This window comes from Bartonella bennetti, assembly GCF_045945445.1.
Classification (GTDB): domain Bacteria; phylum Pseudomonadota; class Alphaproteobacteria; order Rhizobiales; family Rhizobiaceae; genus Bartonella.
The window spans coordinates 1,074,201-1,096,176 of record NZ_CP174576.1; the positions used below are offsets into that span (position 1 = coordinate 1,074,201).

The 21,976-nt window shown below is 34.0% G+C and carries 18 protein-coding genes and 2 pseudogenes; 5 read left to right on the forward strand and 15 right to left on the reverse strand.

Annotation, left to right across the window (positions count from 1 at the left end; translation table 11 throughout):
- Nucleotides 1-3 precede the first annotated feature (3 nt).
- The 13 genes and pseudogenes from ACJTDF_RS04820 to ACJTDF_RS04880 form a co-directional block, all read right to left on the reverse strand.
- Nucleotides 4-534, reverse strand: a complete 531-nt coding sequence (locus ACJTDF_RS04820; protein ID WP_407966227.1) for a methylated-DNA--[protein]-cysteine S-methyltransferase — start codon at nt 532-534, stop codon at nt 4-6.
- Nucleotides 535-915: 381 nt separating this feature from the next.
- Nucleotides 916-3,840 (reverse strand): bifunctional [glutamine synthetase] adenylyltransferase/[glutamine synthetase]-adenylyl-L-tyrosine phosphorylase, encoded by a 2,925-nt coding sequence (locus ACJTDF_RS04825; RefSeq protein ID WP_407965197.1) that lies wholly within the window; start codon nt 3,838-3,840, stop codon nt 916-918.
- Between the two features lie 100 nt (nt 3,841-3,940).
- Nucleotides 3,941-5,332 (reverse strand): ATP-binding protein, encoded by a 1,392-nt coding sequence (locus ACJTDF_RS04830; RefSeq protein ID WP_407965198.1) that lies wholly within the window; start codon nt 5,330-5,332, stop codon nt 3,941-3,943.
- A complete protein-coding gene (locus tag ACJTDF_RS04835; protein ID WP_078680535.1) occupies nt 5,329-6,015 on the reverse strand; it encodes a response regulator transcription factor in 687 nt (228 codons plus the stop codon). The genes ACJTDF_RS04830 and ACJTDF_RS04835 overlap by 4 nt, the downstream gene beginning before the upstream one ends.
- Before the next feature lie 79 nt (nt 6,016-6,094).
- Complete coding sequence (locus ACJTDF_RS04840; RefSeq protein WP_407965199.1) at nt 6,095-7,600, reverse strand: Do family serine endopeptidase; 1,506 nt, start codon at nt 7,598-7,600, stop codon at nt 6,095-6,097.
- 206 nt (nt 7,601-7,806) lie between these two features.
- On the reverse strand, nt 7,807-8,235 hold the full coding sequence (locus tag ACJTDF_RS04845; RefSeq protein ID WP_407965200.1) for a cytochrome c-type biogenesis protein CcmH: 429 nt from the start codon (nt 8,233-8,235) through the stop codon (nt 7,807-7,809).
- On the reverse strand, nt 8,232-10,196 hold the full coding sequence (locus ACJTDF_RS04850) for a heme lyase CcmF/NrfE family subunit (RefSeq protein ID WP_407965201.1): 1,965 nt from the start codon (nt 10,194-10,196) through the stop codon (nt 8,232-8,234). Before ACJTDF_RS04850 ends, ACJTDF_RS04845 begins: the two co-directional genes overlap by 4 nt.
- Entirely contained in the window at nt 10,186-10,683 is a 498-nt protein-coding gene (gene ccmE / locus ACJTDF_RS04855; RefSeq protein ID WP_407965202.1) for a cytochrome c maturation protein CcmE, read from the reverse strand. Before ccmE ends, ACJTDF_RS04850 begins: the two co-directional genes overlap by 11 nt.
- Before the next feature lie 151 nt (nt 10,684-10,834).
- A complete protein-coding gene (locus tag ACJTDF_RS04860; RefSeq protein WP_407965203.1) occupies nt 10,835-11,614 on the reverse strand; it encodes a tetratricopeptide repeat protein in 780 nt (259 codons plus the stop codon).
- A gap of 74 nt (nt 11,615-11,688) precedes the next feature.
- Complete coding sequence (locus ACJTDF_RS04865) at nt 11,689-12,111, reverse strand: hypothetical protein (RefSeq protein ID WP_078680541.1); 423 nt, start codon at nt 12,109-12,111, stop codon at nt 11,689-11,691.
- Between the two features lie 209 nt (nt 12,112-12,320).
- Nucleotides 12,321-13,725, reverse strand: a pseudogene (locus tag ACJTDF_RS04870) (ATP-binding protein).
- A gap of 3 nt (nt 13,726-13,728) precedes the next feature.
- Nucleotides 13,729-14,174: pseudogene (locus ACJTDF_RS04875) on the reverse strand (winged helix-turn-helix domain-containing protein); the annotation flags it as partial.
- A 48-nt stretch (nt 14,175-14,222) separates the two neighbouring features.
- Nucleotides 14,223-14,360 carry a hypothetical protein gene (locus tag ACJTDF_RS04880; protein ID WP_407965204.1) on the reverse strand — a complete coding sequence of 46 codons (138 nt, stop codon included), beginning with the start codon at nt 14,358-14,360 and terminating at the stop codon, nt 14,223-14,225.
- 381 nt (nt 14,361-14,741) lie between these two features.
- Between ACJTDF_RS04880 and ACJTDF_RS04885 the strand changes: the two genes are divergently transcribed.
- Genes ACJTDF_RS04885 through ACJTDF_RS04895 form a run of 3 tightly spaced genes read left to right on the forward strand, consistent with a single transcriptional unit; the run spans nt 14,742 to nt 18,040 of the window.
- Nucleotides 14,742-16,904 (forward strand): transglycosylase domain-containing protein, encoded by a 2,163-nt coding sequence (locus ACJTDF_RS04885; protein WP_407965205.1) that lies wholly within the window; start codon nt 14,742-14,744, stop codon nt 16,902-16,904.
- Between the two features lie 10 nt (nt 16,905-16,914).
- On the forward strand, nt 16,915-17,508 hold the full coding sequence (locus tag ACJTDF_RS04890) for a DUF1214 domain-containing protein (RefSeq protein ID WP_407966228.1): 594 nt from the start codon (nt 16,915-16,917) through the stop codon (nt 17,506-17,508).
- Nucleotides 17,501-18,040 carry a hypothetical protein gene (locus ACJTDF_RS04895; RefSeq protein ID WP_407965206.1) on the forward strand — a complete coding sequence of 180 codons (540 nt, stop codon included), beginning with the start codon at nt 17,501-17,503 and terminating at the stop codon, nt 18,038-18,040. Before ACJTDF_RS04890 ends, ACJTDF_RS04895 begins: the two co-directional genes overlap by 8 nt.
- A gap of 498 nt (nt 18,041-18,538) precedes the next feature.
- Here ACJTDF_RS04895 and ACJTDF_RS04900 read toward each other — a convergent pair whose 3' ends face one another.
- Entirely contained in the window at nt 18,539-18,892 is a 354-nt protein-coding gene (locus ACJTDF_RS04900) for a hypothetical protein (protein WP_407965207.1), read from the reverse strand.
- Nucleotides 18,893-20,151: 1,259 nt separating this feature from the next.
- On the opposite strand from ACJTDF_RS04900, the gene ACJTDF_RS04905 reads away from it, so the two are divergent.
- Entirely contained in the window at nt 20,152-20,382 is a 231-nt protein-coding gene (locus ACJTDF_RS04905) for a DUF5330 domain-containing protein (protein ID WP_407965208.1), read from the forward strand.
- A gap of 128 nt (nt 20,383-20,510) precedes the next feature.
- Nucleotides 20,511-20,921, forward strand: a complete 411-nt coding sequence (locus tag ACJTDF_RS04910; RefSeq protein ID WP_407965209.1) for a SufE family protein — start codon at nt 20,511-20,513, stop codon at nt 20,919-20,921.
- A gap of 107 nt (nt 20,922-21,028) precedes the next feature.
- Here ACJTDF_RS04910 and ACJTDF_RS04915 read toward each other — a convergent pair whose 3' ends face one another.
- Nucleotides 21,029-21,466 (reverse strand): MucR family transcriptional regulator, encoded by a 438-nt coding sequence (locus tag ACJTDF_RS04915; RefSeq protein WP_249675450.1) that lies wholly within the window; start codon nt 21,464-21,466, stop codon nt 21,029-21,031.
- Between the last annotated feature and the right edge of the window lie 510 nt (nt 21,467-21,976).

A 21,976-nucleotide genomic window follows, 5' to 3' on the forward strand; every position in this document is an offset into this window, starting at 1 on the left:
CTTTCAATATCGTTCACGTTGTAGCAAAATTTGTTTGCGTTGAATACCCCAACGATAACCAGAAAGAGCACCATTCTTACGGACTACACGGTGGCAAGGGATCACTAATGCTAATTTATTACATGCACATGCATTAGCAACGGCACGGTATGCTTTTGGCATACCAATATTTTGTGCTAACTCTTCATAAGAAATTATTTCTCCACATTGTACTTCACATAACGCAGCCCAAACTTTCTTCTGGAAAACCGTACCATTTATATCTAATCGAAAATTGTGATTCTTCACCAATTTAGGAGTTTCAATCATTTCTACAATACACTCTATATCTTGATGCAATGCAAAATCATCCACATCGTGTTTTATATCGGTAAAATGCACTTCTAATTCTTGAAACAACTGTGCAGTCACATCTCCTAAAGCAATATAACAAAGACCCTTACGCGACTTCACCACCGTAAGATTCCCTATCGATGTTTCCCTAGCTATCACAATAACTGCAGCCTGCTTGCTCTTGTTTTTGCTCCTCTTTATTATATCTTGTGATATCGTTAAATTCACAAAAATCCCCTAAAAATTAAACCTCTACCCATAAACAAATAAGCTTATTCCAAATGTGAAATACTGTTACTCTTTTAGCTACAATTTTACATATCAAATGCATAATTAAATTGAACATAAATAAATTATAAGAAGTACGATTAACGACCGCTTTTAGTTAGTAAAGAGGAGAATAGCTGCTAAAAGAAAGCTTATCTGTTTAATAAACTCACCTGCCTTACTGATTGACAATAAAAAAAATTTATTCATTAATCAGAAGAAAATAGAGAATATTATAATATTCATGGCTTATTTTAACATACATTGATTTTTTATACTAAAAAGTCAATGTGTGGGTACATAAGAGCATTATATCTAACTTCCCATGACTTGTGTAAAAATTGTACGTACTGATTGTCCTATTTCTTCAATTAATTTTTCAACACGTGGCAAATCAGGCTCACCTATACTACTCAACAAAAGATCACTCAACCCAGATGGCATATCATCAGGATTAAGAGAATCATTTAAACAAAGACGTATAATTTGACTCAAATTTGTATAAAGACAATAAGCGTAATGTAAATCAGAAATCAATGATTGACTTAGAAAATCCGTTGGCAAACGAGAAAGAATATCAGCTGTAGTCGCTCCAATTTGAAAATCAATAACATGAGTTATAAGAGCAAACTGAGCAATAAATTCAAGATCCATAATACCACCAGGTATAGTTTTTAAATCCCATCGATTCGCCGGTGGTTTTTCTATTTCAATTAAAGCACGCATTTCACTCACTTCTTTTGCAACCCTCTTTTTATCACAAGGAAGTGCAATAATTGCGCTTACTTCATCTTCTAATTTGCGCAAAAAATCGGGATCTCCAGCTATGCCCCTCGCACGGGTTAAAGCAAGATGTTCCCATATCCAGGCTTCCTGGCGCTGATATTTTCTAAAAACCTGAAAAGGAACAGCAATAGGCCCTTTATTACCCAATGGTCTCAGTCTTAAATCAACAGTATAAAGAATTCCTTGATTTGTAGAAGTAGATAAAGCAGAAACAAAACGTTGTGTTAAACGCGTATAATATTGAGAGACATAGAGTGGCTTTTCTCCATCAGACATTTCTATATCTTCGTCATGTTCATACAATAAAATAAGATCGACATCCGATCCTGCAGTTAATTCACAGCTTCCTAGCTTACCCATACCCAATATGCCAATACGTCCCCCTTTAATATGGCCATGGTGACGAAAAAATTCTTCCTGAACAGCAATAAGTGTTTTTGCAATCATGAGATCAGCAAGCGCAGTAAAAGCAAGGCCTGCTCTATCTCCCTTAATTGTACCATTCAAAAGCCGAATACCAATCAAAAAACGCTGTTCACCAGCAAAAATCCTTAGATGATCAAGAATTTCTTCATAAGTAGTGACACCTTCAAGAAAATATTTTAAACGATTTTCTAAATAATTTTTTGTTGGTAATTCTGAAAAAATTGCTGGATCCAGCATCCCATCAAAAACGTGTGGTGTACGTGTAATAATCTCAGCAAGACGCGGTGCAGCACCCATAATACAAACCAACATATCTAAAAGGGGTGGATTCGACTGCAATAAACTAAAAAGCTGTATTCCCGAAGGCAAACCTTGCAAAAAACTATCAAAACACAACATTGCCTCATCTGCTCTTTTGGTAGCGCCAAAAGCCTTTAAAAGTGCTGGTGTAAGCTCTGTTAATCTTTCACGCGCTTCAGCAGATTGAGTCGCCTTATAACGCCCACAATGCAACGTCCGCATAATACGACAAATATCACTTGCTCTTTCAAAGCCTAAACGACTTAATGTAATAAGTGTTTCAGGATCATCTTCCTCACCTGTAAAAACCAAGTTACCAATTTCTAAGCCAAGTTCTTGCTCATGCTCAAACAGTGCAGCATAATGCTTTTCAACTATCAAAAGTGTTTCTAGCAAATCATGAATAAAACAGCGACTATTTTGATATCCCATCAAATATGCAACGCTCGTAAATCGAGAAACTTCTTCTGGTAAAATATGCGTTTGTTCATCTGCAAGCATTTGAATACGGTGTTCAACATTACGTAAAAAAGCATAGCTTTTTATAAGACTATCTTTAATTTCCTCTCCGATCCAACCAAGCTTGCAAAGCTCTGCTAACATCTCAACTGTTTCACGTCCTCGTAATTGAGGTAAGCGTCCTCCAGCAATTAACTGTTGTGTTTGCACAAAAAACTCAATCTCACGAATACCCCCTCGTCCCAACTTAATATTATGACCATAAGCAGCAATTTGCCCATAATTTTTATAGGTATGGATTTGGCGTTTAATAGAATGAATATCAGCAATAGCTGCATAGTCTAGATATTTTCGCCATACATAAGGAGAAAGTTCTTTAAGAAAATTAAAACCTGCATCAATATCACCTGCTACTGGACGTGCTTTAATCATAGCTGCACGTTCCCAATTTTGACCACGTCCTTCATAATAACGCAGAGCAGCCCTAATAGGTAATGCTAAAGGTGTTGAGCCTGTATCCGGTCGGAGTCGCAAATCGAGCCGAAAAACATACCCTTCAGCAGTACGTTCTTGAATGATATGGATTAATCGACGCACCATTTTTGAAAATATATCAATACTTTCATAGAGATCTCCCACATGAGGGGACATTTCATCAATTAAAATAATCAGATCAATATCAGAAGAATAATTAAGTTCTTCAGCACCAAACTTTCCCATACCTAAAACAATTAAACCACAATCTTTCTCTGGTGTATCACGGTTAGCTAAACTTATTTTTCCGCAATCATGTGCTTCTCTCAAAAGAAAACGTAAAGCCGCACCTAATGCTGCTTCACCAAGACGTGTTAGCCATACACAAGAAACCTTATAAGTAAAAACACGAGCTAAATCAGCTAAAGCAATAAGAGTATGTGCTTCTCTTTTTTTGCACCTTAAAGCTGCCATTAATGAAGTTTCATGAAGCATTTCAGCTCTATCAGCAGAAGCAATATCTGCTATAATTTGACTTAGCCTTGTTTCTATATCTACAGTCAATAAAGGACTAAGATAAGAGGGATTTGCTATCAAAACTCCACGCAAAAAAGGAGACAAGGTCATGACTGCACAGATGAAGTCAACTTGCTCTCCTCCACCTACAATATAGGAAACCAATGATTCTAAATTCTCTTTCCTTGCTTGTTCTTCAATATCTTTCAACCACTGTAAACCACTCTCATCAAGAGGGCGTAAAGGAAAAAGCTGTGTTTTTAAAAAAGCTGTTTTCATCTGCATTCCATCAAGAAAGCATTTTAATTTTCATCCTATTTTATTGGATCACAAAATTAGAACAAGGCAATACCTATAAAATAACCAAGCAATAATAATATTAAGGAAACAATAAAACAGCTCTCAATCCTGGATTTGCATTTTCAAGCAACAATTCGCCTCCATGAAGTTTCATAACAGCTTTTGCTATACTTAAACCAATACCAAAACCAGGTTGTGTGCGACTTTCTTCAAGACGAACAAACCGTTCTATCACTTTTTCACGCTTATCTTCTGCAATTCCTGGACCATTATCACTAACTACAACAAGTAAACGTCTGCCATCATACTCCATTGACAAAGAAACCTCTGCCTTCTTTTCACCTATAGATGCATATTTGATTGCGTTATCAATAAGATTAAAAATTGATTGTGTAATAAGCTCACGATTCAGCTTGAGCTCTTTATCAAAAGTATGTCCCAATCGAAGTAAAATACCAGCTTCTTCGGCAAAAGGTTCATAAAATTCAACTGCATCTTCAAGAATCAATTTTATATTCATTATTTCAAGATTCTCAATTGAACTACCGGCTTCAATACGCGAAATCATTAAAATAGCACTAAAAGTACGAATAAGATAATCCGATTCAGCAATAACATCATCCAGAACCTGCCGATATTCAAGCTCTGTTTTTTTTCCTAAAAGGGCTTCTTCAGCACGATTTCGGAGACGGGTTAGTGGTGTCTTAAGGTCATGGGCAATATTATCTGATACCTGACGCAAACCGGTATTTAATTCTTCAATGCGATCTAACATAACATTAAGATTAACTGACAATCGATCAAACTCATCACCCGCCCCAGAAACAGGTAAGCGCCCACTAAAATCACCATTCATCAAACGCCTTGATGCATCTGTTACACGATCAATCCTTTGTAATGCCCGCCTACCAATAAAAAACCATATTAACAAAGCACCTCCAACCATTGCTGCAAGAGCAATCATAACGGCTTTACGAATAACTGTCACAAAACGTTCCGGTTCATCCAAATCTCGCCCAACAAGAAGCTTCATAGTATTGGGTAAATCAATAATGACCGCTAAAGCACGATGTTTATTTTGTCCATTTATTTGGCCATTTTCTCCAAAGCGTGAATACAAAAAAGAATGAGAAAGAGAGCCCTTATACTGAAGAAGCCCAGGTTCAATATGGGCAACATTCCCTGCTAAAACACGGCCCATTGGATCAGTGACAAGATAAAGAAAAGCCCCTGGTTGTCGTGAACGATAATTAATAGTACGCATTAATAAAGGGAGCCCACCATAATTATAAGTACTCTCGATATTCCTTAATTCTTCACGTAAAGCTTGCTCCGTCTGATCTATCAGTAATGAAATAGCGAATGCCGTCATATAAAGAGAAAGTCCCGCTGCAACTAATCCAAAAAGCAAAATATAGAGCGCAGAAAGCCTCAACGTAGTCGTGCGCATCATGTTGATTAAACGGTTCATATTTTTTTTTCTGGTGCCTTTAGCATATATCCTGCCCCACGAACTGTATGTAAAAGTGGAACATCAAAATCTTTTTCAATTTTTGCTCTTAAACGAGATATATGAACATCAATAACATTTGTTTGCGGATCAAAATGGTAATCCCAAACATTTTCCAAAAGCATCGTACGAGTGACAACCTGTCCAGAGTATCGCATTAAATATTCCAGTAAGCGAAATTCACGCGGTTGCAACATAATATTCTTGTCACGACGTTTCACTATATGTGCTAACCGGTCAAGTTCGAGATCGCCAACACAATAAACAGTTTCTGCTTCTTTCGGATTTTTTCGCCGTTGTAAAACTTCAACACGGGCAAGAAGCTCAGAAAAAGCATAAGGTTTTGTCAGATAATCATCTCCACCCGCACGCAAACCGGTTACACGATCATCAACCTGACCTAAAGCAGAAAGAATAAGAACTGGTGTTTCGTTGCCTTTTGCACGCAACTCAGTAACAATAGAAAGACCGTCACGATATGGAAGCATGCGATCAATAACCATCACATCGTAATTTACCGTCTCTGCCAAAGCATAACCAGTATCTCCATCATAAGCAATGTCAGCTGCATGTCCTGCTTCCAAAAATGCTTTTTCGAGATAACGCCCTGTCTCACGATCATCTTCGATAATGAGTATCTTCATAAAACGCATCTCCATTATTTTATTAAATGATTAATGAAACAGAAATCTCAATAAATTTCTGTTTCACTTCTCATAAATGTTATTTTTTTAAAATTGGAAGAGCAATAAAACGATTCTGATCATTTGTTCGCACTTGCAATAATATCGCATTTCGCCCTAATTTTTTTGCATCTTTGATTGCATCAGTAATATCAGATGCTTTTTTGGCAGGTCTATTATTAACCGTTACGATAACATCACCAGGACGTACACCCCTATCAGCTGCATCTGTATCCGAATCCACATCAGTTACAACCAATCCCACACCATCATCAGAAGGAGCTACAATCAAACCATAATCTTCTAATGTTTCATCTGAATTACCGTGCTCATTTGAATATTTTGCTCTCTCTCGTTGTCCCTCATCTGTTGGCATCGAATCAAGCTTAACCTTGACACTTTCCTCTTTACCTGATCTCCAAATTCCTAAAGTAACAGTTTCTCCGGGTTTAGTGTTTGCAATACGCTTTGCTAGATCACGTGCATCATTAATTTTTTCGCCATTAACCGCAATAATTACATCACCTGTTTTAACACCGGCCTTTGCTGCTGGCCCTTTGAGCGGATCAGTAATTAAAGCACCTTTAGCTTCTTTTAGACCAATTGAATCAGAAATTTCTTTTGTGACAGGTTGAATTTGAACACCGATCCAACCTCGCTGAACGGAACCTTTTTCCATAAGTTGTTTTACAACCTGTTTCGCTGTTGCTGAAGGAATCGCAAAAGCAATCCCAACATTCCCGCCAGAAGGAGAAAAAATTGCTGTATTAATTCCAACAACTTGTCCATTAAGATTAAAAGTTGGACCACCAGAATTACCACGATTAACAGCAGCATCAATCTGAATAAAATCGTCATAAACACCAGCACCAATATCACGTCCACGTGCAGAAACAATACCTGCTGTTACAGTTCCACCAAGGCCAAATGGATTTCCGACAGCAACAACCCAATCCCCCACATGAATTGTCGAGTCATCTGCAAAACCAACATATGGAAACTTCCGTTTATCATTTACTTTTAATACGGCAAGATCAGTTCGGGGATCTGCGCCAATAAGTTTTGCCTCAAATTCTGTACCGTCATCAAGAATGACAGAATAGCTCGTTCCATCTACAATTACATGATGGTTAGTAACAATATAACCATCAGGGGAGATAAAAAAACCAGATCCAAAGGCTACAGGACGAAATTTACGCGAACGATTCAAAGGCTTATTATTAGGAAGAGCATGATTATAAAAATCTTTAAAAAATCTTTTCAAAGGATGTTGATCTGGCAACTGATCAATCCCTGGATTACTAAAAAAATTACTAAAGAACCGTTCTTCTTTTTTGGCATTACTCTTCACTTGCACGGAAACAACAGCTGCCTTTACTTTAGATACAACATCTGCAAACCCTTGTTGTTGTACTGAAGGAACAAATACAGGATTTGCATGGGTAGTTGTCACCCAAAAGTTTGATCCATTAAAAAACATCGTACTTGCTAAAAACACAGAACAACTTACTGCTGTTAACATCATACGAAAATTTGATTTGACCATTTTTTATGCTCCTACTCAGTAATATTTTAATCATATTGTAATTAACAATAAAACAGTAAATATTACCGTTTTCTGTCTAAATTATTAAAGTTTTGTAAAGTCAATGATAAATAAATTCAGATGATAATAAATCTAAACTATCCGTTTAAATTCCTTGCTTTTCTTTTATTCATATTAAATTGCAACAATATTACAAACCGCTTCCATTAATTAACATCAAAAGAGATGAATGTCTTTCTGCTTGTCCATTTTATTCGAAATAAGATGAAACTTACACCAATAATAATTATGATCAAAGGTGATAACCATAAAAACCATGTCGTTTTATTAAATGGCGGTGTTAGTAAAATAAACTCACCATACCGCTCAACAAGAAAATGAATAACCTGCTGATTATTATCGCCTGCTTTCAAGCGTTCACGAACTAAAAGACGTAAGTCACGTGCCAATGAAGTATTTGAATCATCAATTGTTTGATTTTGACAAACTGGACAACGCAAATATGATGAAATATCACGAGCGCGGGCTTCGAGTACTGGATCCATTAAAATCTCATCTGGCTCTACCGCTCTCACTAATTGCATAGAAAAAATAAGAACAAAGAATGTAAAAGTCCAAAAGAAAAGCTTCCTCATCTTGATCCCTTTATAATCGATTGCAACCGACCTACACGCATCCAATAATTTAAAAGAGATAATCCTCCTCCTACTGCCATCATGAATGCACCAAGCCAAATACATATAACATAAGGTTTCCACCATATATGCACAACAAGCCCTTGATCATTTATATGACCAGGAGCAATATAAAATTGAGAAAAGCCATGACTTTTGATACCAACTTCCGTTGTTGATCTATTTTGGCTTGAATAAAAACGTTTCGAGGCTATCACATCACTTATCACATTTTTGTTATCATATATTTTAAAATCAAATTGTATTGCCGAATAATTTGAACCTGCAATATTATGAACTTCATCAAAACGAATAGTCTTACCAGCTATCGTAACTGTTTCCCCTATTTGCATAATTAAAATACGTTCTTGCCCAAAAGTTGCAACACAGATAATGCCAAATAATGTAACTCCTAATCCCATATGCGCCAACGCAGCACCAAAAACAGACAACGGTAATCCCAAAAATCTCTTAACTCGTAATAAAAAAGGCACCTTATGATAGCCACTCTTACTCCAAAGATCAGCTAAACCACCCAAAAAAACAAAAACCGCAAGTCCAACGCCTAAAGCGGCAAAAATATCACATAAAGAATCTACATAAAATGTTATAAAACACGCTACACAAGCTAATGCAAATACAAACCATAATCGTTCGAAAACTGCAAAAAAATCGCCATGTTTCCAAGCTATCATCGGGCCAAATGGAACAAATAGCAAGAGTACCATCATTAAAGGTCCAAATGTAAAATTAAAAAAAAGAGCGCCTACAGAAATTTTTTGCCCCGTTAATGTCTCAAAAAAATAAGGGTAGAGTGTACCAATTAAAACTGTTGCTGTTGCTGTTATGAGAAGCAAATTATTTAAAATAATAAAACCTTCACGCGAAACTGGATAAAAAAATCCCCCTGTTTTCAAAATAGGCATCCGTATAGCAAAAAGAAGAAGCGCACCTCCTGTGAAAAAAAACAAAATAGCAAGAATTGCCTTCCCACGTGTTGGATCAACAGCAAAACTATGCACAGACATTAAAATACCCGAACGAACAAGAAAAGTTCCCATAAGAGAAAGAGAAAACGTAAGAATAGCTAAAAATAAGGTCCAGCTTCTCAATAAGTTTCTTTTTTCAAAAACAATCACCGAATGTAAAAGTGCAGTTCCCGAAAGCCAAGGCATCAATGAAACATTTTCAACTGGATCCCAAAACCAATAACCACCCCAGCCTAATTCATAATAGGCCCAATAAGACCCGACCGTAATGCCAACTGTCAAAAAAATCCACGCAAGCAAAACCCATGGTCGTATCCAATGGGCCCAAATCTTGTTAAGATATCCTGTAATCAATGCAGCTATTGAAAAAGAAAAACAAACCGAAAAACCAACATAGCCTAAATAAAGAAGTGGAGGATGGATTGCTAAAGAAATATCCTGTAACACAGGATTAAGATCATTTCCCTGCAATAATGGTGGATGAACACGTATAAATGGATTAGATATAAAGAGAATAAACAAAAGAAAAGCACTTATGATCCAACTTTGGCAACCTAAAACTAATGCTTTAAACTGTTCTGGTAATTGTCGAGAAAATAATGCAATCAATGTACTAAAAAACGCTAAAAGCAAAACCCATAATAACATTGATCCTTCATGGTTACCCCACACACCAACGATTTTATAAAGAATTGGCTTTTCTGAATGAGAATTCTCAACAACATTAAGAACAGAAAAATCAGATACAATATAAGAATAAACAATAATCAAGAAAGATAAGAGCAATAATATAAAAATGATATACGTTAGCGGCACTGCTGATTGCACCAATAAAGGCTTTTCTTGCAAAGCACCAAAAGTTGGTAAAAATGCCTGCAACAAGCTAACTGCCAATGCTGCAGCTAAAAAAAGATGACCCAATTCAACGAGCACAATCGAATTGCCTCTTCATATTCTGACACTTATTTACGCGATCAGCCATTTCTCTAGACATATAAGTCTCATCATGTTTTGCCAAAATACGCGTACCTATAAAAAGTCTTTGTTTATTAAAATATCCTTCCACAATAACGCCTTGTCCTTCACGAAAAAGATCTGGTAATATACCAGTAAAAACAACCTTTTCACGTTTTAGACTATCAGTTACAAAAAAGGTAACCTGCATATTACCACTGTATTCAACAGTTCCTTTTTCAACAAAACCACCTAAACGTAAGGCACGACCCGTTAAAATATCTTCTCTTGTAATGTCAGATGGCGTGCGAAAAAAATTCACTGTATTACGAATCGTATACAATATAAAACCCGTAGCAATTGCCATAATAAAAAGACATGACAAAATCATAAGTAGTCTATTTTTTTTTCGCTTCTGCAAAACAAGCTCAAGTGAATAAAAATCCTTTAAAGGTCGATTGTTCATGGCCTACTCATGAAAATATTTTCATCAATGTATGTTGTATACATGCCCTACCTTTTACTAAAATAGCTTTGTATATCCTTTGATATAAGTAAAACTTATTATACGTATTTTTCTATCTCTGAATAAATTCACCTAATTATGCAATTATAAACTAGTCTACATCTTGCTCATCAGAAACACTACGCAACTGAATAATCATTTCTTCAATACGCGATCTTCCTTTAATATTCTTAGGCGTTTTATTAAGGAAATTTTGCAAAAGCTGAACCGCCTGAGAAGATCGGCCTGCTTGATGAAAAGCGCTCGCTAAAAGTAAATGAGGATAAAAATCTTTTGGCGCTAAATTAACAGCCTTTTGAAAAACATCCTGTGCTTCTTGCGTAATCATTCCTCCTTCATAATTAACTAACGCTAAACCATATCCCAACAGTCTTGGAGCTGTTTCTCCATTTAAATGAAGTGCATATAAATAGGTATTCACAGCATCCTGAAAACGGCCTGCTTCAAGATACCCTACTGCCAATGCATCTGCTATCTTTCCATCATGAGGCATACGAAAAAAAAGTACTTCTAAACGGATAAGTCTTTCATACTCATTTAACGTATTGGGCTCTCTCTCCATCAATTCACTAAAAAAATAACTTTTGACTCTTGGATTACCCGTCAGACTATAAACACCCCATGTTACAAAAAAAATGAATAAAAGACTCAGCACTATAAGTGCACAAAAACTTTTTGGATGCTTATAAAATTTTCGTATACTTTCTTCGTCAAAAGTGCAACGTTTAAAATCAGTTTTACTCTCACAGTGTTGGATTTGATCAATACTGAAAAAAGACATTTTCTCTTGCTTTATTCTATAATAAAAAAGCAGAAAAAAAATAATTGTAAAAAAAGTAAAAAAAAATGCAGCTAAGATTGATAATAGCATATCACTTTAACACCAATATAGAAATCAAAAAACTACAACCAATTTCTTTCATATTCTTATATTAATTGTAGCACTTATATAAGAGGAATCCAGCTTCCATCAGGATTGCGACACGCGCTACCGTAAACTATTTCAGATATACCATTAAGTGTAAAAGAATGACTATACTGACGACAATTTTGTGAACCAACTTGATAAAATTGTCCTGCACTTACTTCACCAAAAATGCCTCTTTTTGTAGATATCCAACGCACTTTTTTTCCAGCACTAGCATATTCTAGTGCATTATATTCTGCTTGCAAAACTTTATAACGATCGCCCAAAGATAATAGCATAAAAGAAGATCCAAGGAGACCTGTCCCCATGCCATTAATCTTATCGGAATTAACTTCTTCTACTTCTACATTGAGATCCCTTGTCTCTAATTTCAATGTATGGCTACATCCTAACAAACTGACAATCAGCATACCAACCAATAATAAAAAAACTTTCTGCATTATGACACCATAAAACTCATCATCAATTTTTCTGATATCTATAAAACCATAAAAACAAAATTTTCATTTATATTCTCCATTACATACAAAGAAAACTATTAAGGCACGAAGATATTTTTACTTGCTATCGTAAGCTGTATACAAAATATTGCTTTGTTATTATAGATGTCGTCTTTGATATATGCACCAAGAAAAAGAAAATACATTTATCATCTTGGTAATACAATTTTTGTATATAATCTACCCAGCTCAGAACGTGGCAAAGAAAAGCTTCCGCCATATTCACTGACCATGCCTGAAACAATCGCTAATCCTAATCCTGTTCCTGGCTTACTTCCATCAAACCGTTGATCTCTTTTAAAAGCTTTATCAATTTGCTCTTCTGTCAAACTCAGACCATCATCTTTAATAATCATACTAAAGAATGCTGTTTCTTCAAAACTTTCTTCTCAAGAACAACAGATTAAGATTTTAGTGCGAAACTACTGAACAGCATTCTCAATCACATTACCTACAATTTCCTCTAAATTTTCCTTTTCACCAGAAAAAAATAATATCATTAACATCCATAGTAAATTGAATATGTTTACCAGGATTAAGCTTCTTCATGACCTTAACCAAACAATTAAATGTTTCCGGAACAGCCGTGTGAGAAACAATACTATCATGCTGCGCTGCAATCCGGACACGCTGCAAATAATGATCAATTTGGGTATGCATTATTTTAGCTTGCTCGCGCAATAAGAAGGCTGGTTCCTCTGCCATGTTTATCGACTTCATTAATGATAACTGATAAAGGTGCCTTTAATGAATGAGCAAGATTACCAACCTGAGTTCGAAATCATTCAATAATACGCTGATTATTATCAATAAGAGCATTCATTTCTTGCGCCAACAACATACCCTTACTCAATAAATCTGTACTTATATAATCAGTTTTTCTATGCGAATATCATTCAATGTTTGTTGAATTCGTCTCAATAGCTGAAAACTAAAAAATAAAAATCAAATTAATCAGAACACTACCTATACCAAAACTCCACAGAAGAATTTGCAAAGTCTGTTACAAATTATTTACCTGTGCATACACTTCATCAATATTTCCAACAAGGCGAAAACGAGCAACATGATTCTGATTATCAAAAATAACAGCACTTTCAATAACTTTCAGGTTTTCCTCATCTACACCTTTATTTGATAGGAGAGAAAAAATTGACTATTAAAAGGGGCATTAACAACGCTCGGTAAAAAAAATTCTTTAGTTCCTAATGATCGTGATACCAATCTTCCATGTAAATTAGATGATACAGGCAAAACCTCTCAATAGCATCCAGATGTTGAATCTGAATAACGAATATCACCAAATTTAAGTTTCCCTTTCAAACATCCCTCAGATGTAAAAGTGACAGCTGTAATCAGACTATCAAGATGAAACGAAAGAATACGATCCAAACTTTGTTAGCTTGAACACTTATAGAATAAATACTGACTACTGAAATAGATAAAAATGAAATAATGACTTATAATGTTGATAAAATCATAACACGCAGACTGAGAAATTTTTCAATAAAATAATAACCGTTTCAATCGGTTATTATTCTTCGAAACTCTCATTTGTCACCTAACATTATTTATTCTATAGCTTAACCCACGAACAGTCTCAATTAAATCTACTCTGAGTTTTTTACGCAACTGCCTTACAAACACTTTAATCGTATTCGAATCTTTATCAAAATCCTGATCATAAAGGTGCTCAATAAACTCTGTCCTTAAAACTATTTTATCGCTATGATGCATGGTATAAGACAGAAGCCGAAATTCATATGATGTTAATTAATTAACTGTCCACCAATAAAAACACGAGAAGTTTTAACAGCTAATAAAACCTCCCCACAAAATAACATATTTGTTGCATATCCCATCGAACGGCGAATTAAAGCACGCAACCGTGCCATCACTTCCTCTAAATGGAATGACTTAACGACATAATCACCAACAACCGCATCAACACGACATACCTTATCAGACCAAAGATCACGCACTGCTAACATTAAAACAAGCATCATAAGGCTTTGTACTTCCTAAAATAGGCATTACTATACCTGAAAAAGTTAATTGGCAGCAATAACAACCTCAACACGTCGTGATTTATCTCCATTATGCAGAGAAAAAGCAATCACAACCACACACATATTTTTGCTATCTTCAACACTCGGTGTTGAACGAGTTAATGTTCCTCTTTGTTGCATAGCAACTTTTTTCCTATTTTAATACAGTCAGCTGCTAAAACAAAATCTAAATCAATAAGACTTATGAATATCACAAAAAAGAAAATTTTTTATAAGTCATATTATCCGAATAGAGAACGAATAAACGAATTAGTTTATTTCTTAAATTAAAATTACACAAAGAAAAATATAATCTTATTATATATATCGTAATATTAAAATTTTAGTAATTATAAATTCATTTTTTAAATGACCTGCAAAACTAAATATATGTGTCAAATAAATTAAGTATCAAAGTTCTAAATACATTCTTTTTTTGTCATGCCTATAGCAAAAAAGTTCTTATACTCCATATAATTATTATTAGATTATTTAATTGCATTACTTTAGCATAGGCTTTTTATGTTTGATTTTTTGAAAAAAAAGAAAATCCAACAAAATAAACCATTCCATAGCCCTAAACTTATTGAATTAGACGCATGGCTAGACACGACACTTTACAATATCCGTACTTCTCACAATTTCTTCTGGAATAGAACAGCTCTTATTTCGCAACGTTTTCATATACGAGGATGGAAACGATGTATCGTTGAAATCCTCGATGAAACATTAACATTAGGGTTGATTGGTTTTACTTTATTCACCATCGTTGGTCTTTCTGTTTTTGAATTAACAAAAAAAGATTGGTATTCATCCAAGAATTTTTCCATTCTTTTTCTAGACCGCTATGGAAATTCTATTGGACACCGTGGAGCTTTACCAGCTCTATCTGTCCCTGTTGAGGAAATGCCTGATTATCTTATCAAAGCAGTTCTTGCAACAGAAGATCGCCGTTTTTTTCATCATTGGGGAATTGATTTTTATGGTCTTATACGAGCAATTACACAAAATATACAAGCTAAAATTATCGTTCAAGGTGGTTCAACTCTTACACAGCAACTCGCGAAAAATTTATTTTTAACACATGAAAGAACTATAACACGCAAAATTAAAGAAGCTTACCTTGCTCTATGGCTGGAAGCAAATCTCAGCAAAAAACAAATTTTGCAACTCTATCTTGAACGCGTATACATGGGAGGAAATAATTTTGGTATTGCAGCGGCATCAAAATTTTATTTTGATAAAAATGTACGCAACATATCTTTAGCAGAATCTGCGATATTAGCTGGTCTTTTTAAAGCACCAACAAAATATGCTCCTCATAGCAACTTACCTGCTGCACAAGCACGTGCAAATACAGTTCTATCTAATCTTGTTGACAGTAATTTTATGACGGATAGCCAAATTATCAAAGCATACCGCCACCCTGCTAAGATTATTACAAAAGTCAAAAACAGTCAGCCTAATTATTTTCTTGATTGGGTATTTGATGAAATACGCCAAATCAGCAATCAATTACCAAGCCATACCTTAATTGTTCAAACCACTCTTGACCCAAATATTCAACGAGCAGCAGAAGAAGCAATCGAATATTATCTATACCAATACGGTCAACAATATCACGTAACACAAGCAGCCACCGTTATTCTTGATAATAACGGAGCTGTACGTGCAATTGTCGGAGGACTTGATTATGAAAAAAGCCAGTTTAATAGAGCAACACAAGGTGGTCGACAGCCTGGTTCTTCATTCAAACCATACGTTTATGCAACTGCAATAGAACATGGTTTATCCCCCAATACTATAGTATCTGATAAACCTATCAATTGGGGCGGTTGGTCGCCACGAAATAATTCTGGCCGTTATATCGGCAATGTCGATTTAGCAACCGCTTTAGCCTTTTCCATTAATACAGTACCTGTCCATATTACTTACCAGTATCTTAATCGTGATACTCAACCAATCAGAAATTTGATTAAAAATATGGGTATTAATTCTCATATTTTATCACACAAAACCATGGTTTTAGGAACATCCAATATGACACCAATGGATCAAGCAATTGGTTTTAATGTCTTCGCTAATGGAGGCATAGCTGGAAATCGCCACGGTTTTACACGAATCAGCACAATAGATGGTCATGTAATATGGGATTGGGCACATAATGGTAACAAATTATATCAAGTTATCAGTCAACAATCAGCTGCTTATATGAATCAAATGCTGGTCGGCGTTACAACACGAGGATCTGGTAAACGTGCAGCGCTGCCCATGTCACTTGTTGCTGGAAAAACTGGAACATCACAAGCCTACCGTGATGCTTGGTTTGTTGGCTTTACTGGTAATTATACCGGCGCTGTATGGATGGGAAATGATGATTTTTCATCTATGAATCGCGCTTTTGGTGGTGTTATTCCTGCCATGATATGGCATCGCATTATGCTCTATGCACATCAAAATATAGTTCTCCAACCACTCTATGGAGTAAAAAATTCTATTTTACCTTATCAATCACCAATTAATTCTTCCCATGATAATAATCCTTATATCACTTCTAAATTGCCGCAAATACTCTCAGCAGCAACATTAAACGCTATACGTTCTATCAACAAAGACCTACAAAAACTACCAAATATGACCTTATCAAATACGAAAACTATTTTTTCTTCAACAAATGCAATTTGAGTATCCTACAGTGCTTTTTAATATCACTTTTACTTTTCTAATCTTCGTTGTTTCCATTTTATGTGGAATATTCAGCATTAATTATATGCTCAATACTGCCATCAATTTTGAGTATTTAAAGATTAGAGAATGGAAGAGCTATTTACATATAGGAACAGCTAAAGCTGATCCTTACACCCGCGCACACACTGCAAAGCATGGCGATATTTCCCTTGGATATCCAGAAAATCTCATTTTCCAACTTTGGACAGATAACCAGGGACATCCGTTACGCCCCGGCTGCCATTATTTACTTAAAGGACACATTTCTGAAACGCGTCTCTTTACTCTGTATACAGCTGATAAATTCCTTAAACCGTACACTTCAACCAACAATACTCCTTCTGCACTCCACACCTACAACGTAATTTATGAAAATGATGGTTCATTACGGATAAATATCTCACCAACACCGCAAACAGGCAATTGGCTTGCATCAACTAGTAAAAAAGAATTTGGACTTATCCTGAACTTATATGACACTTCAATTCTCTCTACAACAGCACTACGAAAACCTATAATGCCCTCTGTAGAACGAATTCCATCAGGAGAAAAATGTGTTTAAATTCATTCATACAATTCTTCTGATAGGCATCAGTACGATCATTGTTCATATTGGTATTTTACTGTTAATTCCTCATTACACACGAAATAATATATGGACAAGCCTTGAAAAAATAGGGCCTCCTTATCAATTTGTTGACTTGGCTTCATATAATCCTATTCGCAAATCTATGGATCCTTTATTTCTTCTTAAAGTATGCAAATTTAATCTGGAAAATGGTCCTGTTCACTTAACCGCTCCGCAAACAACACAATTTTGGTCATTGTCAGCCTATACAAGCGAAGGAATTATTTTCTACAATCTCAATGATAAAACAACTCCAAATGCTAAGCTCAATCTTATTATCGGAAGCCCTCTACAAATAACAAAACTCAAACAATCAAAAATTGAGCATACTCTTAATTCAGTTTTAGTCTCTCAAAAATCAAATGAAGGTTTTACTATTTTACGCGTATTCACTCCATCTCCACTTGAAAAAAAAGAAAGTGAATCCTTTCTTGCAAAAGCAACTTGTCGTATATTCAATAAATGAAAATTGCCCTGATCGTTAATTTAACAAACCAACTTTAGTATTTTAATCAAAATCTTGTAATCAATTTTCTATTATAGGAAAGTATAAATATTTTTGACTATTTAAGATCATTCTCAGTTTTTTAATCTTCTATACAAATGATTATTTCTCTAAGAGCTAAAAATATATAAAGCTCCCTTTCTCAAAATAATATCGACAATACAACATTTAAAATAGCTTCTTTAAGTAAAGCATTCAATGTCGTTATTGAAGCATTTGCTATCTTAACCCACTGTACTTAATAAATAAAAACTATAATTCTCTGATTATTTATAATAAAATATTTTTTTGATAAATGCTTACGGATCATTTTCTATTCCTACTATGCTCTAATATGATATATATTTGGCGCTACTTACTTCATCTAGAAGACCACTATAAAATTTAATTTTGCTAATTGCCTCTGCATATCCACTAGATTTCCTGATATAGCTCTTTGAGCAAGCACAAAGATAAATCTTAATGTAAACTACTTGAAATAGAAACAGAAATTATATGAGAATCTGCTTTGTTTCTTATTTGTTTTTCAGATAAAATAGAATCTTCTGCTACAGCTGAAACCAATGCTAAATTTATATTAGTCAATACATCTTGATGCGTTTTCATTTGTGAAAACAAGGCATTAATAATAAAAAATCCAAAACTTATAATAAAAATAAATAATCCTATAACTAAACAAGCATTTGCACATGTATGGCGATAAAACTGTTTTATTAACCAAAGCACAAAACGGAATATTACTGCCAAAAACACTATAGTAATAATCCTCTGTTTTACAGAATTATTTTTTTGTTTCTTTCGTTTATTTGCCATAATAGAAACTAACATATATTATTTTCATTTTCAGTTAATGAAAGATATATTTATATTACACTCTCTATCCATTGATCTTACATTCAACAGAACTTTCACACGACTAAAAGAAATTCCTACTATACAGCATTTTATTTCATATTAAGCTATTATTTCATCCAATTATTTTTTCTATTGCTATCTCAATCGCATTGTATAATTAATTTAATTACACTCTTTTTGTACCTATATTTGATAACATTTAAAATCAAATTAAGCTTGATCGTAAAACACAGCATACACTTTTCAAAGATAATGGAATAATAAATTTACATCTTTGTATAACAGTAAATTAGTATAATTATTTCAGATATAATATAATATGCAAATGGTAACCCATGCTGTTAGTATTTAATAAATTTCATAGACTTCATCTATAACTGTATTTGAAATTTTCAAGATAATAAAAAACTACTCAGTCTTTTTAACACAAATTGGTTATTTTTTCTTTTGCCATAAAATAAAATTTCACTCGCAAAAATATGAAAGTCTCATGAATAATTTGAACAATGAGAAAAACAACTTAAAAAGACTAAAAACTAAATCAGTCTCTTATCTGGTTTTAATCTATAATTTAATACTAGCTTTACGTTATAATATTAAAAATGCACTGTATTTTACTAGAATTTTCTATATTTCTACCGATTAATTTCAAAAGCCTAAAATTTCATTCAACCATTTTAGAAGAGAGTATTTATAAAATACTTTTCTGTTTAAAACTATCCATAAAAACAGCATAATGCACACAACGGCTGCACAGCACTCTACATATTAATCTAAATATCATTAGATGCCCGCTGTTCATACCTCTTATAATGTAATAATCCTATTTATATTCTACTTAAAATACAAATGATATACATTCTCAACACTTTCTATCTACAGACAAAATTAATGTTCAATTTTTAATGAAACAATGGCAAAATATTATTTATATACAACACAAATATATATTTTATAATATCATTCACGAGATAAATCATTCAAAATGAATGCTCAATTTCATAAAATATTAAGCATTATGAATATCACATCAAAAATATTATAAGTTACCCTTATATTCATTTATAATAGCAGCATATTGGTCTAATATGATACGTTTTTTAATAAAATCAGCATTTTTTTTATTTTTTATTTTTATAATCATCTCGTTTTTTACAACGAAGCAAAACAATAATAACCCTTCCTCCTCTAAAGAAACTGATGCAACAACAAGAGATATGATTATTGCTTTGAAGGAAACTATAAATGATTTAGGAATGTTCTGTGAACGAAACATAGAGGCTTGTAAAATCGGAAAATCCTTTTTAGGATCAATGGGTGAACGCGCACGTAATGGTTCAAAAATTATCTATGAATATCTTGACCATACATTTAGCAATAAAAACACGAGAACTCCCAAAAAAAATAGCTCCAGCACAGATACAAAAAAACCAAAAGAAAATAAATAATATAAAATTACCTTATAAAAATACTCTTATTTCTTCTAATACTTCTCATTAACTTCATTAAAAATAAGATAATTCTGTCAACAAGAAGCATCATAAAAGCGCCTCAGAAAACAAGGAAAAAGTTTATTATGACAAGAACGATTGATGATATTATAGAGGATTTTTCCCAGCTTGATAACTGGGAAGATCGTTATCGCTATGTAATTGAGCTTGGCCATGAATTACCACCTTTTCCAGAAAGTGCGCGAAACGATACTAACAAAGTTCGTGGTTGTGTTAGTCAAGTATGGCTTTTTTCCTCACGCGATAACTCAGAAAATCCAATATTAACATTCCAAGGAGATTCTGATGCTCACATTGTACGTGGTCTGATCTACATCCTTCTTGCTTTCTATTCAGGCAAAAAAGCTTCCGAAATCCGTGTAGCTGATGTTGAAGGACTTCTTGCAAAGCTTGGTCTAAACGAAAACTTAACGCCACAACGATCTAATGGCCTTAAAGCAATGATTAAACGAATTCGTGCAGAAAGCTTTCTATAACAATAAGACTCTTTTTCCCAAAAGTACATTAAATCTTCATCACTAACACGCTTTCTAAAAAATACTTCTAGACTTCAAATTAAGACAATATCTTTGAAATAACGCAATTATTTGATTTTCTTTTTTTCGCTTTTACGTCCAAGTCCCATTTCTTTAGCCAAAGCTGAACGTGCTTTCGCATAATTAGGTGCGACCATGGGATAAGAGCTGTCTAATTGCCATTTTTCACGATATTCCTCGGGCAACATCCCGTAATGCGTCATGAGATGACGCTTTAAAGATTTAAACTTCTTTCCATCTTCAAGACAGATAAGATAATCAGGAAAGATTGAACGTTTTGGATTAACAGCAGGCCTTTGTTTTTCGACTTCAACTTCCGCTAATGTCATATTCCCCGCTTTTAGAAAAGCAGCATGAACATCAGCAATCAAACTTGGCACTTCCGCCGGCCGTATCGAATTATTACTCACATAAGCAGCAACAATATCGGCAACCAACGTAATAACTAAATTGCTTTCAGTCTCCAGGACTGGACGATGTTCCATTCTTATTTCCTTTAATTTTAACCGAGACATCATTGTATTTATACTCGCAATAACGAGATTATACACATATAAGGTTCATATTGTACAAAAATCTTTTTTGTCAATTCAATTATTTTATAAAATTGCGTTAACACAAAAAAATCAAATAAACTTCTCTTTGTTGTCATATTATATAATAAAAAAGCATAGAATTAGAAATGCCAAATGCAAATTTATAATATAAAAAAACTTTTCGTTTTAAATAATAACACTACACCCTGTATTAGTTCCGTCAATTTCAATTTTTGTATCAAAAATTAGTCTTTTCTTAATAAAAAAATAATTTAAGGAATTATTTTTAATTTCAATAATAAAAAAACAAATATCATGAATAAAAGTATAGTACATAAATTGTAAAATCTACCTAACTTATATTTTAAAAAATAAATAAAAGCCTACTAAGCATTGGACTTGAATTAATCTATCAATAATCTTGATTTAACACGTAGAAAATACTGATATCTTCATAGG